The sequence below is a fragment of the Falsirhodobacter algicola genome, from assembly GCF_018279165.1.
Classification (GTDB): Bacteria; Pseudomonadota; Alphaproteobacteria; order Rhodobacterales; family Rhodobacteraceae; genus Falsirhodobacter; species Falsirhodobacter algicola.
Window position 1 is genome coordinate 1,495,784 of sequence record NZ_CP047289.1, and the last position, 15,013, is coordinate 1,510,796.

The 15,013-nt window shown below is 68.7% G+C and carries 16 protein-coding genes; 6 read left to right on the plus strand and 10 right to left on the minus strand.

Annotation, left to right across the window (positions count from 1 at the left end):
- The first annotated feature begins 22 nt into the window (after nt 1–22).
- Genes GR316_RS07565 through GR316_RS07580 form a run of 4 tightly spaced genes read left to right on the plus strand, consistent with a single transcriptional unit; the run spans nt 23 to nt 3,290 of the window.
- Entirely contained in the window at nt 23–1,027 is a 1,005-nt protein-coding gene (locus GR316_RS07565) for a glycosyltransferase family 2 protein (RefSeq protein WP_211783354.1), read from the plus strand.
- The gene (locus GR316_RS07570; RefSeq protein ID WP_211783355.1) at nt 1,017–2,066 is read left to right on the plus strand and encodes an acyl-CoA dehydrogenase family protein; all 1,050 of its coding nucleotides are present in this window, start codon (nt 1,017–1,019) and stop codon (nt 2,064–2,066) included. Before GR316_RS07565 ends, GR316_RS07570 begins: the two co-directional genes overlap by 11 nt.
- A complete protein-coding gene (locus GR316_RS07575; RefSeq protein ID WP_211783356.1) occupies nt 2,066–2,746 on the plus strand; it encodes a PIG-L deacetylase family protein in 681 nt (226 codons plus the stop codon). Before GR316_RS07570 ends, GR316_RS07575 begins: the two co-directional genes overlap by 1 nt.
- Nucleotides 2,736–3,290 carry an SAM-dependent methyltransferase gene (locus GR316_RS07580; protein ID WP_211783357.1) on the plus strand — a complete coding sequence of 185 codons (555 nt, stop codon included), beginning with the start codon at nt 2,736–2,738 and terminating at the stop codon, nt 3,288–3,290. Before GR316_RS07575 ends, GR316_RS07580 begins: the two co-directional genes overlap by 11 nt.
- Here GR316_RS07580 and chrA read toward each other — a convergent pair.
- From chrA to GR316_RS07605, 5 genes are all read right to left on the minus strand, one after another.
- Nucleotides 3,287–4,447: a chromate efflux transporter gene (gene chrA / locus GR316_RS07585; RefSeq protein WP_211783358.1), complete on the minus strand. Its 1,161-nt coding sequence runs from the start codon at nt 4,445–4,447 to the stop codon at nt 3,287–3,289. The genes GR316_RS07580 and chrA overlap by 4 nt on opposite strands.
- 63 nt (nt 4,448–4,510) lie before the next feature.
- The gene (arsH, locus tag GR316_RS07590) at nt 4,511–5,197 is read right to left on the minus strand and encodes an arsenical resistance protein ArsH (RefSeq protein ID WP_249218840.1); all 687 of its coding nucleotides are present in this window, start codon (nt 5,195–5,197) and stop codon (nt 4,511–4,513) included.
- Complete coding sequence (arsB, locus tag GR316_RS07595; protein ID WP_211783360.1) at nt 5,197–6,255, minus strand: ACR3 family arsenite efflux transporter; 1,059 nt, start codon at nt 6,253–6,255, stop codon at nt 5,197–5,199. The genes arsH and arsB overlap by 1 nt, the downstream gene beginning before the upstream one ends.
- 16 nt (nt 6,256–6,271) lie before the next feature.
- Nucleotides 6,272–6,697: an arsenate reductase (glutaredoxin) gene (gene arsC, locus GR316_RS07600; protein ID WP_211783361.1), complete on the minus strand. Its 426-nt coding sequence runs from the start codon at nt 6,695–6,697 to the stop codon at nt 6,272–6,274.
- Between the two features lie 2 nt (nt 6,698–6,699).
- A complete protein-coding gene (locus GR316_RS07605) occupies nt 6,700–7,062 on the minus strand; it encodes an ArsR/SmtB family transcription factor (protein WP_390625157.1) in 363 nt (120 codons plus the stop codon).
- A gap of 162 nt (nt 7,063–7,224) precedes the next feature.
- On the opposite strand from GR316_RS07605, the gene GR316_RS07610 reads away from it, so the two are divergent.
- Entirely contained in the window at nt 7,225–9,048 is a 1,824-nt protein-coding gene (locus tag GR316_RS07610; RefSeq protein WP_211783362.1) for a S9 family peptidase, read from the plus strand.
- A 162-nt stretch (nt 9,049–9,210) separates the two neighbouring features.
- A complete protein-coding gene (locus GR316_RS07615; protein ID WP_211783363.1) occupies nt 9,211–10,149 on the plus strand; it encodes a LysR family transcriptional regulator in 939 nt (312 codons plus the stop codon).
- A gap of 3 nt (nt 10,150–10,152) precedes the next feature.
- Here GR316_RS07615 and GR316_RS07620 read toward each other — a convergent pair whose 3' ends face one another.
- Genes GR316_RS07620 through GR316_RS07640 form a run of 5 tightly spaced genes read right to left on the minus strand, consistent with a single transcriptional unit; the run spans nt 10,153 to nt 14,962 of the window.
- Nucleotides 10,153–11,472, minus strand: a complete 1,320-nt coding sequence (locus GR316_RS07620) for an MmgE/PrpD family protein (RefSeq protein WP_211783364.1) — start codon at nt 11,470–11,472, stop codon at nt 10,153–10,155.
- An 11-nt stretch (nt 11,473–11,483) separates the two neighbouring features.
- On the minus strand, nt 11,484–12,239 hold the full coding sequence (locus GR316_RS07625) for an ABC transporter ATP-binding protein (RefSeq protein WP_211783365.1): 756 nt from the start codon (nt 12,237–12,239) through the stop codon (nt 11,484–11,486).
- Nucleotides 12,236–13,084: an ABC transporter ATP-binding protein gene (locus GR316_RS07630; protein ID WP_211783366.1), complete on the minus strand. Its 849-nt coding sequence runs from the start codon at nt 13,082–13,084 to the stop codon at nt 12,236–12,238. The genes GR316_RS07625 and GR316_RS07630 overlap by 4 nt, the downstream gene beginning before the upstream one ends.
- Nucleotides 13,077–13,961: an ABC transporter permease gene (locus tag GR316_RS07635; RefSeq protein WP_211783367.1), complete on the minus strand. Its 885-nt coding sequence runs from the start codon at nt 13,959–13,961 to the stop codon at nt 13,077–13,079. Before GR316_RS07635 ends, GR316_RS07630 begins: the two co-directional genes overlap by 8 nt.
- A gap of 11 nt (nt 13,962–13,972) precedes the next feature.
- Nucleotides 13,973–14,962, minus strand: coding sequence for an ABC transporter permease (locus GR316_RS07640; RefSeq protein WP_211785147.1), 990 nt, complete (start codon nt 14,960–14,962; stop codon nt 13,973–13,975).
- Nucleotides 14,963–15,013 lie beyond the last annotated feature (51 nt).

Here is a 15,013-nt window from a genome sequence, read left to right on the forward strand (position 1 = left end):
TTCCACCGATCCCGGGATGCCCATGCTTCAGGACTGCGACCCCCTGCCCGCACCGCGCCGCGTGATCGTCGCGGTTCCCGTCCGCAACGAAGAGGCCCGGATCCAGCGGCATCTGCGCAGCCTCGACCGAGCCGCGCGTCGGGCGGGCCTGCCGGTGACGGTGCTGATCCTCGTGAACAACACCGCCGACGGCACCGTGCCGCGCATCCGCGCCGCGGAAAGGCAGCTTGGCCTGCGCATCCTGCTGCACGAGGTGGAATTTCCGCCCGAACTGGCCAATGCCGGCAATGCCCGCCGCCTCTGCATGGACCTTGCGGTGACCGAAGACCCGGACGCCGCGCTTCTGACCACCGATGCCGATACCGTGGTGACGCCGGACTGGATCGCGGCGGCGCTGAACGGCCTTGGCGCGGCCGATCTCGTTTGCGGGCTGATCCGCATGCGGCCCGCGGAACGCATCCTCGGCCCCGCGGCGCTGCGCCTCGTGCGCATCGAGGCGCGCTATGCCGATCTACTGCACGAGGCGCGGTTCGGCATCGACCGCATGCAGGGCCGCCAGCCCCATGCCCTGCGCCGCCCCCATTACATGGAGGCGGGGGCGACCATGGCCCTGCGCGCGCGCACCTACGACGCGCTGGGCGGTCTGCCCGCCGTCGCCTCCAGCGAGGATCGGGCGCTGGCCTTCCGCGCCGAGGCGCATGGCCTGACCATCGGCTATTCGGATGCGATGCAGGTCTGGGTGTCGGCGCGGATCGATGGGCGGGCGCAGGACGGCATGGCCGCCTGCCTTCTGGCCCGCCAGCGCGAACAGGACCCCTTGGCCGATCAGGCGATGCTGGCCGTTCCCGATCTCGTGGCGCTGTGGGAGGGGGCTGCGGCGAGCGACCGGCAGCCCTTCCCCGATCGCTCCGTCCCGCTGGGCCGCCGTCTGCGCGTGTCCGATCTGAAGGCCGCCCTGCCGGAGCTGGAGGCGTTCGTGGCCGGAACCGTGCGCCGAAGCTTCACGGATCTCGCCAATGCAGGCTGAATTGCGGGACGCGCTGGCGCGGATCCGGGAACTGCCGGCCGATGGGGCGGACGGGCCGTCCGGTCCGGCCCTCGTCGGCGCGCTGCGCGGCAGCGGCCTTCTGGCGCGCGCCGGACAGCTTGCCCACTGGCCCGAAGACCCGGCGGAGCTGCTGACGATCCTCTGGGCCGTGGGGGCGGAGAACCTCTCCGCCGGGCGGCTCCTCGAAGGGCATGTGAACGCGGTGAAGCTGGTGCGCATCTATGGCGATGGCGCGTCGGTGGCGCGGGATCTGGATCAGGGCCTTCTGTTCGGGGTCTGGGGGGCGGACGGCGCCGACCCCGCCCGGATCGAGGGGGACACCCTGCGCGGGGCCAAGCTGTTCGCCAGCGGGGCCGACACGGTGGACCGTCCGGTGATCTCGGTCCGCATGGGGGATAGGCCGCAGCTTTTGCTGCTGCGCCGCGATGTCCTTCAGGGGCGGCTCTTCCCCGAAGAATGGCAGGTGTCGGGGATGCAGGCCACGGCGTCGGGGCGCTGCGATCTGGACGGGATCGCGCTGCACATGGCCGAGCCGCTGGGCCAGCCCGGCGACTATCTGACCGAGCCGCATTTTCAGGGCGGCGTCTGGCGCTATGCCGCCGTGCAGGCGGGCGCGATGGGCACGCTGCTGCGCATAACGGCCGATCATCTGCGCACGCGCGGGCAGGATCAGGCCCCCCTGCAGGCGCAGCGGCTGCGCCGGATGCTGACCGCCTGCGAAACCGCCCGCCTGTGGGTGGAGCGCGCCGCCCGCGCGGTGGAGCATCCCGCCGCCCCGCCCGAGACCGCCGACACCGCCATCCTCGCCCGCCTGATCGTCGCCGACGAGGCGGAGGCGCTGCTGACCGCGATGGATCAGGCCCTCGGCGCGGCCTCGTTCGCGCGGTCGCATCCGGCGGATCGGATGCGGCGCGATCTGCGGTTCTATCTGCGGCAGGCCAATCCCGACGGCCTGTCGCACAGCGTGATGGAACGGATTTTGTGCGATTCGCAGCGGCGCGCGGCATGGGGGATGTGATGCGCTTTCAGAACAGTTCGGCCTTTGCGCCCGTCACGGCGCGCGATCTGGTGCAGGATCGCCCGCTCGTGGTGCTGGCCCCGCATCCCGATGACGAGACGCTGGGCTGCGGCGATCTTCTGGCGGTGACGGCGGCAGCGGGGACGCTCTGCCATGTGGTCTGCGTGACGGACGGCGCGGCCTCGCATCCCCGCTCGCGCCGCTGGGCCGCGCCGCATCTGGCCGATCTGCGCCGGGCGGAACTGATCGCCGCGCTGAAAGTGCTGGGCCCGATCGATCTGCACATGATGGGCCATCCCGATTGCGGCGCCCCGTCGGGCGGGGCGGCGGTCGGGGCGCTCTCGGCGCTCGTTCCGAAGGGGGCGCTGCTGCTTAGTACATGGGCGGGCGATCCGCATGTCGATCATCAAAGCTGCGCCGCGCTGGCGGCGGCGGTGGCCGCGGCGCGGCCCGACATCGCGCATCTGGCCTATCCCGTCTGGGGACGGCTGCGGCCGGACCTGCCCTTTCCCCGCAGCGGCTGGCGGCTGACCGACCGCGCCCCTGCCAAGGCGGCGGCGCTGGCCTGCCATGCCAGCCAGATGACCGGGCTGATCGACGACGATCCCGAAGGCTTCGTCATGGACCCCGCCCTTCAGGCCCTGTTCCTGTCCGAGGAGGAGGTGTTCCTTGCCCCTTGAACGCACGCTGCGCCATCTCGATGCCCTCTATGCCCGGACGGACGATCCGTGGCAGCACCGCACCAGCCCCTACGAGGCCGCGAAATACCGCGAAACGCTGCGCCGGATCGGCCCCGGCCCGTTCCAAGAGGCGCTGGAGATCGGCTGCGGCAACGGCACGCTGCTGGCGCGCCTTGCGCCGCGCTGCCATCGGCTGACCGGGATCGACTGCATCCCGGCGGCGGCGCAGGCGGCGGCGGCGGCCACCGCGCATCTGCCCCATGTCACCGTGCGGCAGGGCGAGGTGCCGCGCGATCTGCCCGCCACCTCTCCCGACCTCGTGCTGCTGTCCGAGGTCCTGTATTTCCTGACACCGGAGGAGATCGCGGCACTGGCGGCATGGCTGCGCCCGAAAGGCGCGCGGATCGTCTGCGTCAACTGGGCGGGCCGCACCGACGAGCCGCTGGATGCCGCCGCCGCGATGCGCATCTTCCGCGCCGCGCTTGGCCGGCCCGGCATCGGCCATCTGCATGACGGCTTCCGCATCGATCTCTTTCCGGCCTAGGCGGCCAGACAGGCGCCCGCCGCCGCGCCCGCCACGACGACGGCCCAAGGCGGCACGCGCCACATCACGAGGGCGACGAAGCCCAGCACCGCAAGGCCAAGATCCGCCCGCCCGCCGATCGCCGCCGTCGCCACCGGATCATAGAGCGCAAGGCCAAGGATCCCGACCACCGCCGCATTCGCCCCCCGCATCGCGGCGCGCGCCCAAGGGCGGCCCGCCAGCGCCTGCAAGAAGGGCAGCGCCCCCACCAGCAGCAGAAAGCCCGGCGCAAAGATCCCGGCCAGCGCAAGGACCGCCCCGACCGGGCCGCCCCCCGCCGCGCCGAGCCAGCCGGCAAAGGTGAAAAGCGGCCCCGGCACCGCCTGCGCCAGCCCGTATCCGGCCAGGAACGTATCCGCGCCGATCCAGCCGGGGGCGACGGTCTCCGCCTCCAGCAGCGGCAGGACGACATGGCCGCCGCCGAACACCAGCGCCCCCGCCCGGTAGAACCCGGCAAGGATCGCCCCCTCGGCCCCCATCCGCGCCAAAAGCGGCAGCAGCAGGAACAGCGCCGCGAACACCGCCAGCGCCGCGATGCCCGTCCGGCGCGCGATGCGGATGGGCACGGGGGCCGCCCCCGCGCCCGGCGAGGGGCAGAGCGCAAGGCCCGCCAGCGCCCCGATCCCGATGGCGGCCATCATCCCCAGCGGCCCCGGCACCGCCGCCAGCACCAGTATCGCCCCGGCGGCGATGCCCGCGCGCGGCCCATCGGGGCACAGCGCGCGGGCCATGCCGAACACCGCCTGCGCCACGATCGCCACCGCGACCAGCTTCAGCCCGTGGATCACCCCCGCCGCCCCCGCGCCTGCCAGCCCCTGCGCCCAAAGCGCGAGCCCCACCAGCAGCAGCGCCGAAGGGGCCGTGAACGCCACAAAGGCGGCAAAGGCCCCCGCCCATCCCGCCCGCATCAGACCAAGGGCAAAGCCCACTTGGCTGGAAGCCGGCCCCGGCAGGAACTGACACAGGGCCACCAGATCGGCATAATCCTCCTCGCTGAGCCAGCGGCGGCGGGTCACGAATTCGTCCCGGAAATATCCCAGATGGGCGACCGGCCCCCCGAACGCGGCCAGGCCAAGCTTCAGAAAGGCGCCAAACACCTCGATCGCCCTATGCGTCATCGCGCCCCCCTTCGATCCAGCATCCGGGATGCACGCTGATCGAAGACGGGGGCGCGATCAAGCTCAGGTCGCGCGGTTCAGGTTCAGCCGGTCCTGCACCTTGGCCGCCTCTTCCTTCCGCTCGCTGTAGCGGTCGGTCAGATCGGCGCGCCCGCGCGTCATCAGGGTGAAGCGGACCAGCTCCTCCATCACGTCCACGATGCGGTCGTAATAGCTGGAGGGTTTCATGCGCCCCTCCTCGTCGAACTCGTCATAGGCGCGCGCGACCGAGGATTGGTTCGGGATCGTCACCATCCGCATCCAGCGCCCGAGGATGCGCATCTGGTTCACGGCGTTGAAGCTTTGCGATCCGCCTTCCACCTGCATCAGGGCCAGCGTCCTCCCCTGCGTCGGGCGGATCGCACCCATCGACAGGGGGATCCAGTCGATCTGCGATTTCATCACCCCGGTCATCGCGCCGTGGCGTTCGGGGCTGGTCCAGACCTGCCCTTCGGACCACAGGCACAGATCGCGCAGTTCCTGCACCTTGGGGTGATCGACATCGGCATCGTCGGGCAGCGGCAGCCCGTCGGCGTGGAACACCCGCGTCTCGCAGCCCATATGACGCAGCAGGCGGGCCGCCTCCTCCGTGGCGAACCGGCTGTAGGACCGCGTGCGAAGCGAGCCATAAAGCAGCAGGATCCGCGGGGGATGCCCGTCGATCACGGGGCGCGGCAGCAGATCCGGGACGAGGTTCGGAAGATCGTCCATCATGCCGGCACCCCCTTTTCGAACCAACGCGGCCCAAGCCGAAGCGCCACCCGCACCAGAAGGATCAGCACCGGCACCTCCACCAGCGGGCCGATGACGGCCGCGAACGCCACCGGAGAGCCGAGGCCGAAGGCCGCGATCGCCACCGCGATGGCCAGTTCGAAGTTGTTGCCCGCCGCCGTGAAGGCGATGGCGGTGGTGCGCGGATAATCCCGCGCGATCAGCCGCCCCAGCGCAAAGCTGACCATGAACTGGATCGCGAAATAGAGCACCAGCGGCACCGCGATGCGCAGCGCGTCCATCGGCAGGCGCAGCACGTCGCCGCCCTTCAGGCTGAACATCGCGACGATCGTGAACAGCAGCGCCACCAGCGTGATCGGGCTGATGCGGGGCAGGAACACGTCCTGATACCACTCCGCCCCCCGCCGCGCGATCAGCACCCGCCGCGTCAGCCACCCGGCAAGGAACGGCAGACCGAGATAGATCAGCACCGCCTCGGTCACGGTTGCGAAACCGACATCGACCACGCTGCCCTCCAGCCCGAAGAGGGGCGGCAGCACCGTCAGGAAGAACCACGCATAGGTGGAGAAGAAGAGGATCTGGAAGATGGAGTTGAACGCCACCAGCCCCGCGACATACTGATTGTCGCCGCGCGCCAACTGGTTCCAGACCAGCACCATCGCGATGCAGCGCGCCAGCCCGATCAGGATCAGCCCGGTCATGTATTCGGGCTGATCGCGCAGAAAGATCACCGCCAGCACGAACATCAGCACCGGCCCGATGATCCAGTTCTGCAGCAGCGACAGCAGCAGGACGCGCCGGTCGGCAAAGACCTGCGGAAGCTCTTCGTAGCGGACCTTGGCCAAGGGCGGGTACATCATCAGGATCAGGCCGATGGCGATGGGAATGTTGGTCGAACCAGCCGACATCCCCTCCAGCGCGCCCGAAAGGCCGGGAACGCCCGCGCCCAGCGCGACGCCCAGCGCCATGGCGGCGAAGATCCAGACGGTGAGATAGCGATCGAGGAAGGAAAGCCGGCGTGCCGGGGCAGATGTCATCTTGGGGCCTCGCGGGTCAGGTGGAACGGATGGGTGCGCCGGCATCGTCCACGACGCGCTCGCCATCCTCCTTGGTGAAGGCGCCCCGCTGCGGGGGCAGAAGATCCAGAACGGCCTGGGAGGGACGGCAAAGGCGCACGCCCTTCGGGCCGACGACGATCGGACGGTTGATCAGGATCGGATGGGTCATCATCGCATCGATCAGCGCATCGTCCGTCAGCCCCGCATCGCCGAGGCCAAGCTCGGCATAGGGGGTTCCCTTTTCGCGCAGCAGGGCGCGGGGGGCGATGCCCATGCGCGCGATCAGTTGCACCAGAAGCGCGCGGCTGGGCGGTGTCTTCAGATATTCGATCACATGCGGTTCGACCCCGGCATTGCGGATCATCGCAAGCACGTTGCGCGAGGTGCCGCAGGCCGGGTTGTGGTAGATGACGACATCCATGATCACACCTTCGGGTCGGGAACGCAGCAGGCCAGCGCGTCGATCGCCGGGGTGCAGATCTCGGGGCGGCCCTGACAGCAGTCGCGCATGAGAAAGCCGACGAGCGCGGCCAGCGCCGGATAGGCCGCCGTATAGATGGCGAACCGCCCGTCCCGGCGCGAGCGGACCAGCCCGGCATGTTCCAGCTGCTTCAGGTGAAACGCCGTCCGGGACGAGGTGGCATCCACCGCGCGCCCGACGGCACCCGCCGCCAGCCCCTCGGGGCCGGCCTGCACAAGATGGCGCAGGATGCGCAGGCGCGTCCGGTCGGACAGCGCGGCAAAGGCGGCAAGGGCCTCGTCCTCGATCTCGGGATCTTCGGGCATGGGACTCACTCCTCAACGACTCTTGAGATGTTAACCCATCCACGCCCGTGGGCAAGCCCCCCCGCCATTCCGAAACGGACTTGGCAGTTCCGAAGAGGGTCTTGCCCTTGCCTGCCGGGGGCCCGACCCTGCGGCGAACAGGCAAGCGGGGGGCACGACACCATGACACGCATCTTTCAGACTATCGGCGATACCGGGCTGGCGATGGCCGATCTGATCCATATGCGCGAGGCCCGCGCCGAAGCGGTATCGGCCGATGGAACCCTGATCGCCAGCCTTGAGAATACCTCGGGCTTTCCGCAGGTCTGGATGCGGACGGCGGCGGGCGGGGCGGCGTGGCGGGTGACGGACCTGCCCGAGCGGGTGGTGCAGATCGCCTTTTCCCCCGTCGGGCGGGATCTACTGCTGACCACAGATTGCGGCGGCGACGAACGTCACCAGTTCTACCTTCTGTCCGATGCCTCTGGCCCGGCCCGGCCGCTGACGGCAGCGCCGGGTGTGGTGCATCTGTGGGGTGCATGGTCGCCCTGCGGCACGAAGATCGCCTATGCCGCGAACGCACGCGATCCGCGCTGCATGGATATCCATGAGATGACCGTCGCGACGGGGCAAGTCCGCACCTTGCTCGAAGGGCGCGGCTTTCAGGAGGCGCTGGCCTGGACCCCGGACAGGACCGGGCTGCTCCTGCGCGATTCGATCAATGGCAGCACCCGGCAGACCCTTGCCCTGCTGAACATCGCCGCTGGCACCACCCGGACGCTGGCACCCGAAACCGGGCGAACGCGCTATCTCTCGGCCCGGATGGCGAAGGATGGCCGCGGCGTCTATCTGATCTGCGACCGCGACCGGGAATTCCATGCGCTGCAATGGCTCGATTTTGCTACGGACCGGATCACGCCGCTGATCGCAGTAGAGGGGTGCGACATCGACCTCTGGGCCCCGCATCCAGACGGCAAGCGGGCCGTGGTGGCGGTGAACGAGGAAGGTGCCTCGCGGCTGTTCATCGCGCCCTTGGCCGGGGATGGCGGACAAGAGGACATTCCCCTGCCCCTTCACGGCGTCGTCCAGTCGCTGAAGGTGCTGGCGGACGGGCACCTTTTGATGACGCTGGAGGGGGCGAACGATCCCGCCGATCTGTGGCGCCACGATCCTGATACGGGCGATTGGTGCAACCTGTCACAGGCGCCGAAGGCCGGGATGCGGCTGGCGGGGCGGCCGCTGCCTTTGGTTGCGCGCCTGCCGGGCATGGACGGGGCCGATGTGCCCCATTTCGTCTATCCCCCGCAGGGGGAGCGGCCTGCGAAGGGCTGGCCCGTCCTTTTCATCGTGCATGGCGGGCCGGAGGCGCAATGGCGTCCCACCTTCCGCGCCGAGATCCACCACTACACCTCGCATGGGATCATGGTGGTCGCACCGAATGTCCGCGGCTCCACAGGGTATGGCCGCCCGTGGCACGAGGCGGACGATGTGGAAAAGCGGATGGACAGCGTCGGCGATCTGATCGCGCTGGCCCGCGCCTTCGCTGCGCGTGCGGATGTGGATGCCGCCCGGATCGGGGTGATGGGCCAATCCTATGGCGGGTTCATGGTGCTGGCGGCGATGACGGCCGCGCCCGATCTGTGGCGCACGGGGATCGACATCTACGGTGTTGCGAACTTCACCACACTTCTGGAAACGACCGGCCCATGGCGCGCGGCGCTGCGTGCGGCGGAATACGGCGATCCGGTGCGCGATGCGGCCTTTCTGGCCGAGGTGTCGCCCGTCCGGCATCTGGACCGTCTGGCGGCGCCGCTTCTGGTCATCCACGCTACGGACGATCCGCGCGTTCCGATCGAACAGGGCGAGCAGGTCTTTGCCCGGCTGCGCGGGCGCGGCCATCCCGTGGAGATGCTGCGGATTGAGCATGAGGGCCATGGATTCGTCCGCCTTCAGAACCGCCTGACCGTCTTTGGCCGCATCGCCGACTGGCTGGCCCAGTTCCTGTGATGCGCGCCTGCGCCGATGCGCGGGCTGCCCAACAGGCGGTCATCACCGCACAGCGATTGGCCAAAGCCCGCCACGCGCCCCGATCCGCCCCGCCCCGCGATTGACGCGGGGCCGTGCACACGGCCTGCTTGCGGCATCGGAACCGGTGCTGGGGGGCATGTCATGGAACTGAAACTTCTCGAGGATTTTCTGTGCCTGAACGACACGCGCAACTTCTCGCGCGCGGCCGAGGCACGCAACGTCACACAATCGGCGCTGTCCAAGCGTATTCGCGCGCTGGAATATTGGGTGGGGGCAACGCTGGTCGACCGTTCCTCCCACCCGATCGAACTGACGCCCGAAGGCGCGGCCATGGTGGCGCAAGCCCGCGAACTGGTGGCGACCTTTCAGGGGATGCGCGCGGGCATCCGCGCCCATGCGACGCCGGGGCGCAATTGCATCCGGCTTGCGGCGCTGCACACGCTGCGCGTGGCTGTCCTGCCGCCGTGGCGCCGCCGGATCGAGGCCGCGACCGGCCCCCTCGCGATGGAGAGCAACGGCTCTTTCGCGGCCTATGCCCAGACGCTGCGCCAATTCCGCAACGGCGAATCGGACCTTTTGCTGACCTATGTCCATCCGGCGGTTTCGGACGGGCTCTGCGATGACGCCTACGAATCCTGTTTGCTGGGCCATGACCGGCTGCTGCCCGTCTCAGCCCCCGATGCCGACGGGCAACCGATGCATCGGCTGGATGGGGCGGGGATCATCAACTTCCTCAGCTATGGCACCTCGTCCTTCTTTGCCCGGGCGCTGGCACCGCTGCTGAACGAGCGGCCGATGGCGCTGAACGTCGCCGCCACCAACGCCATGAGCGTGGGGCTGCAATCGCTGGCCAAGGTCGGCTGCGGCCTTGCATGGATTCCCGAGACGTTGGCCGCGCCCGACCTGCGGTCAGGGGCGCTGGTGCAGGCGGGCGGGCCGGAATGGGTGCTGGCGCTGGATATCCGGCTGTTCCGCCAGCGCCGCACCCGGCGCCCGGTGATCGACCGGGTGTGGCAGGCCGCCCAGACCCTGTTGGCCGAGGATGCCGCAAAGGTCACTCCGCTGCGGCAGGCGAACTGACCCTCAGGCCGCCTGCAGCGCCCGTACCGCCAAGAGATCCCCGAGGGCGGACAGATCCGGCAGGTCGTCCAGCCGTATCAAGGTGTCATAAGCCTCCGGGTGCCCGGTGCAGTCGGCGAATTTCGCGCGCCGCTGTGCCTCTGTCAGCGGATCGGGAAGGGTGCCGCGCGCATGGCTGCGGCTTGCATTCAGCACCTGCCCATCCGTCAGCCGGACCGTCATGCGATGCGCGGCTTTCAGGGCGGCGGGCTGCTCTTCGTCGGGCAGAAGGATCATGCTGATCCGGGGCATCAACGCGCGGATATGCGGCGCCTGCACGGCGGCCGGGGTGAAATCGGCCAGTGACAGCACATCCTGACACAGTGCACGGGCCAGACAATACGGCATGGAGAACCGCGCCTCCATCTCGTTCTGCGGATCGGGGAAGGCGAGGTTGCGGTAATTCGCGAGCGCGACCGCCACCTCCACCTGCGTGACATCCGCGGGGGCGAAGCCATGCGCCTGCCGCAGATCGTGCAGCATGTCGATCGCGTTATGGGTGGAGCCGCAGCAGGGATGCAGCTTGGGGGCCAACCCATCGGTGCCGATCACATGCGGACCGTCCCCGATGTCCCAGCGCGCAGGATGACCTGCGCCGAACAGATCGCCAAAACCCTGCGCGCGTTCAAGGATGTCGGCGCGGCCCCGAAGCCCCGCCTTTGCGAACAACGCCGCATCAGCCGCGTTGCGCGCGGCGATGCCCGCGTGGAACGGCTTGGCCGAGGTGCCGAACTGCCCCTTCATCCCGCAGGCCGTGGAAGTGGCCAGCGACATTGCCTGCACCACATCCGCCCCGACAAGGATGGCCGCCCCGGCCGCAGATCCGATCGGCGCCACGGTGGCGGTGCCGTGCCAACCGGCGGTGTAATGATGCGGGCGCACACCTTGGGCCACCAAAGCCTGCGCCTCCAGCCCGGCGAGATAGGCATCGACAAGCTGCCGCCCCGTCGCACCCACCGCCTGCCCCACCGCAAGCAGCGCCGGCACCATCACCGCCGAAGCATGGCTCATCCCTGGGGTGAAATTGTCGTCGAAATCGAGCGCATGGGCCGCGACGCCGTTCACTAGCGCCGCATCGGACGGCCCGGCCCGGCCCGCAACCGTATCGCAGGGCCCGCCCATCGGGGGCCGCGCCGCCACGGTGCCGCGCAGAGCGATATCCTCCCGCCCCGCGACGATGCAGCCGAGCGTGTCAATGATCGCCTCGATCGCGGCGCGCCGGTCGGCGGGCGTGATGGGGCACCCGCCCGTCACGCGGGCGGCGATCTGTTCCAGAACAGTCATGTATTCTTCCTTCAGACGGTGATGGCAGGGGCGGAGGCCGCAAGGAAATCGCGCGTATAATCTTCGTGCACGCGGCCAGCGCGGATATCAGGTGCCGAGATTTCCTCGAGGATGCGGCCATGGCGCATGATCGCCACGCGGTCGCACATATGGGCAATGACGGCGATGTCGTGGCTGACCATCAGATAGGTCAGCCCCAGTTCGCGGCGCAGGCGCGACAGCAGGTTCAGGATCTCGGCCTGCACGCTCACATCCAGCGCCGAGGTCGGTTCGTCCAGCAGCAGCAGCTTCGGCTCCACGATCAGGGCACGGGCGATGGCAACGCGCTGGCGCTGACCGCCCGACAGCTCGTGCGGATAGCGAAAGCGGAATTCGGGGCCGAGGCCGACATTGCGCAGCACCTCGTCGATGCGGCGCTGTTCCTCGCCAAGGCCCATCAGGCGGACGGGTTCGGACAGCACCGCCTGCACCATCTTGCGCGGATGAAGCGATCCGTAGGGATCCTGAAACACCATCTGCATGGCGCGGAAATGCTCGCGCCGACGGCGCGCGGGCAATTCGCGCCCCTCTAGCAGGATCGCGCCGTCATAGACGGGGTTGAGGCCCGCCGCCGCGCGCAAGATCGTGGACTTGCCGCAACCGGATTCGCCGATCAACCCGTAGGATTCGCCCCGCTCGATGCGGAACTCTGCGCCGCGGACGGCCGTCACCGCGCCGTCGTTGAAGCTGATGGTCAGGCCGACCGCCTCCAATACCGTGTCCTTCATGTCGATGCTCCCATGCGCCACGCCTCGTCGCGCCGGATCACCGGCAGTTCGGCGCGCGGCTGATCCAGCCGGGGCAGACTGTCCAGAAGCGCGCGGGTGTAGGGGTGGCGGGCGCGGCCCAGATCGCGGGCCGGAAGATCCTCCATGATGCGGCCAGCATACATCACCAGCACCCGATCACAGAAATCGGCCACGAGGTTCAGATCGTGGCTGATGAAGATCAGGCTCGCACCGGTGCGGTCCACCAGCTCGTCCAGCACAGCCAGCACCTGCCGCCGGACGGTCACATCCAGCGCCGATGTCGGCTCGTCGGCGATGATCAGCTTCGGCTCGGGGATCAGCATCATGGCGATCATGATGCGCTGCCCCATCCCGCCCGAGACCTGATGGGGCAGGATATCATAGACACGCGCCGGGTCGCGGATCTGCACGCTGTCCAACATCTGGAGCGCCCGCTCCTTTGCCTCGGCGCGGCTGACGCGGTGATGGGTGCGGTAGGCCTCGGCGATCTGGCGGCCGACCGTCATCAGGGGGTTCAGGCTGAATTTCGGGTCCTGCAGGATCATCGCGATTTCGGATCCGCGCAGGGTGCGCATCTGCCGCTCCGAAGCCGCCAGCAGGTCGGTCTGCCCAAAGCGCAGCGCATCGGCCGTGATCCGCGCCGAGGGCGGCGACAGACGCATGATGGCCCGGCCCGTCTGGCTTTTGCCCGACCCGCTTTCGCCCACGATGCCCAACTTTTCATGCCCCAAGGCAAAGCTGACGCCGCGCACGGCATGAGTGGTGCGGGCCGTACCATGGAAGTGGATGTTCAGGTTCTCGACCGTCAGGACGGGATCAGTCATGGCGCGGGTCCAATACGTCGCGCAGGCCGTCGCCCACGAGGTTGAATGCGATGGAGGTGATCAGGATAGCGACGCCCGGCGCCGCCGCCACATGGCCGTTCGACAGGATGAATTGCCGGGCCGAAGACAGCATCGCCCCCCATTCCGGACTGGGCGGCTGTGCCCCGAGCCCCAGAAATCCGAGCCCCGCCGCCGAGAGAATGATCGAGGCCATGTTGAGCGTCACCCGCGCGATGACCGAGGGCACGCACATCGGCGCGATATGCCCGACCATGATCCGCCATGCCCCCGCCCCCTGCAGCCGCACCGCCGCGATGTAATCCGATCGGCGGACCATCATCGTTTCGGCGCGGGCAAGGCGCGCGATGGGCGGCCATGTCGCAAGCGAGATGGCGATGATGGCATTCTCGATCGACGGGCCAAGGGCCGCGACGAAGGCCAGCGCAAGGATCAGCGACGGGAAGGCCAGAAAGATTTCGGTCAGGCGCATCAGCACCATATCCACCCAGCCGCCGAACCAGCCCGACAGCATCCCCACCACCAGCCCGATCGGGGCCGAGATCGCCGCCGTCAGGCAGGCGATGTACAGGGTGATGCGCCCGCCATGCAGAAGGCGGGAATAGATGTCGCGCCCCAGTTCGTCCGTGCCCAGCCAATGTGCGGCCGAAGGGCGCGCAAGGCGGTTCGTCAGATCTTGGGCATAGATGTCATGGGTGGACAGCAGCGGCGCGCAGATCGCAGCGGTGAAGATGATCACCAGCAGCACAAGGCCCGCCAGCGCCGATCCGTTGCGGCGCATCTTCAGCACCGTGATGCGCAGCTGATGCATCCGCGCCTCAGCGGGCGTGCGGGGTGCGGTGTAGGGAATTGCGGTCATGGTCTCACCTCTCAGCGCGTGCGGGGATCGAGAATGCGATAGAGAAGATCGCAGACGAGGTTCAGCGCGACGAAGATCACGCCGATCAGCAGCGTACAGCCGACGACCGAGTTCATGTCGCCCGACAGAAGAGCGTTCGTCATGTAGCGGCCGAAACCGGGCCACGCGAAGACCGTCTCGGTCAGCACCGCGCCTTCCAGCAGAAAGGCATAGGACAGCGCCACCACGGTGATCACCTGCACGGCGATGTTGCGAAAGACGTGCAGCCAGACGATGCGCCACAGGCCAAGGCCCTTGGCGCGGGCGGTCACGACATATTCCTGCTCCAACTGCTCGATCATGAAGGACCGGGTCATGCGGCTGACATAGGCCAGCGCCGACAGCGCAAGGATCGAGGCCGGAAGGATGATGTGCCCGAAGACATTGCCCAGCAGCGCCAGATTGCCCGACAGCGCCGCGTCGATCAGATAAAAACCGGTCACGGGCTGCAGATCGAATTCGTAGATGAAATCGACCCGCCCCGGCCCGCCGACCCAGCCGAGCGTGGCGTAAAAGAGCACGAGGCCCATCAGCCCCAGCCAGAAGTTCGGCGCCGAATATCCGACCAGCGACAGGATGCGCGCCAGATGGTCGATCCAGCCGTTGCGGTTCACCGCCGCCACGACACCCAGCGGCACACCGATCCCAGTGCCAAGGATCATCGCCACGGTCGCAAGTTCTAGCGTGGCGGGAAAGACGCGGGCGATCTCTTCGGCCACCGGCCGTCCGGACAGAAGCGAATTGCCGAAATCCAGCCGCGCAAGATCCAACAAGTAATGGCCGAACTGCACGATCAGCGGCTGGTCGAGGCCCAGCTGGACATACATCCGCTGATAGGCCTCGGGGGTGGCATTGTCGCCCAGAACGGCGAGCACGGGATCGAGCGGCAGAAGCCGCCCGATCATGAAGGTCAACGCCGCAAGCCCAAGCAGCGTCACGAGGACGGATCCCGTCCGCGACATCAGCGCGAGCGCGCGGGCCGGCACCCCCCGGACCGGCCGGCGGCGCCGTGC

Excerpts from the sequence above, each read along its gene's own strand:
- GR316_RS07565 (WP_211783354.1), top strand. The coding sequence starts at position 23 with ATGCTTCAGGACTGCGACCCCCTGCCCGCACCGCGCCGCGTGATCGTC.
- GR316_RS07570 (WP_211783355.1), top strand. The coding sequence starts at position 1,017 with ATGCAGGCTGAATTGCGGGACGCGCTGGCGCGGATCCGGGAACTGCCG.
- GR316_RS07575 (WP_211783356.1), top strand. The coding sequence starts at position 2,066 with ATGCGCTTTCAGAACAGTTCGGCCTTTGCGCCCGTCACGGCGCGCGAT.
- chrA (WP_211783358.1), bottom strand. The coding sequence starts at position 4,447 with ATGACGCATAGGGCGATCGAGGTGTTTGGCGCCTTTCTGAAGCTTGGC.
- arsH (WP_249218840.1), bottom strand. The coding sequence starts at position 5,197 with ATGGACGATCTTCCGAACCTCGTCCCGGATCTGCTGCCGCGCCCCGTG.
- arsB (WP_211783360.1), bottom strand. The coding sequence starts at position 6,255 with ATGACATCTGCCCCGGCACGCCGGCTTTCCTTCCTCGATCGCTATCTC.
- arsC (WP_211783361.1), bottom strand. The coding sequence starts at position 6,697 with ATGGATGTCGTCATCTACCACAACCCGGCCTGCGGCACCTCGCGCAAC.
- GR316_RS07605 (WP_390625157.1), bottom strand. The coding sequence starts at position 7,062 with ATGCCCGAAGATCCCGAGATCGAGGACGAGGCCCTTGCCGCCTTTGCC.
- GR316_RS07610 (WP_211783362.1), top strand. The coding sequence starts at position 7,225 with ATGACACGCATCTTTCAGACTATCGGCGATACCGGGCTGGCGATGGCC.
- GR316_RS07615 (WP_211783363.1), top strand. The coding sequence starts at position 9,211 with ATGGAACTGAAACTTCTCGAGGATTTTCTGTGCCTGAACGACACGCGC.
- GR316_RS07620 (WP_211783364.1), bottom strand. The coding sequence starts at position 11,472 with ATGACTGTTCTGGAACAGATCGCCGCCCGCGTGACGGGCGGGTGCCCC.
- GR316_RS07625 (WP_211783365.1), bottom strand. The coding sequence starts at position 12,239 with ATGAAGGACACGGTATTGGAGGCGGTCGGCCTGACCATCAGCTTCAAC.
- GR316_RS07630 (WP_211783366.1), bottom strand. The coding sequence starts at position 13,084 with ATGACTGATCCCGTCCTGACGGTCGAGAACCTGAACATCCACTTCCAT.
- GR316_RS07635 (WP_211783367.1), bottom strand. The coding sequence starts at position 13,961 with ATGACCGCAATTCCCTACACCGCACCCCGCACGCCCGCTGAGGCGCGG.
- GR316_RS07640 (WP_211785147.1), bottom strand. The coding sequence starts at position 14,962 with ATGTCGCGGACGGGATCCGTCCTCGTGACGCTGCTTGGGCTTGCGGCG.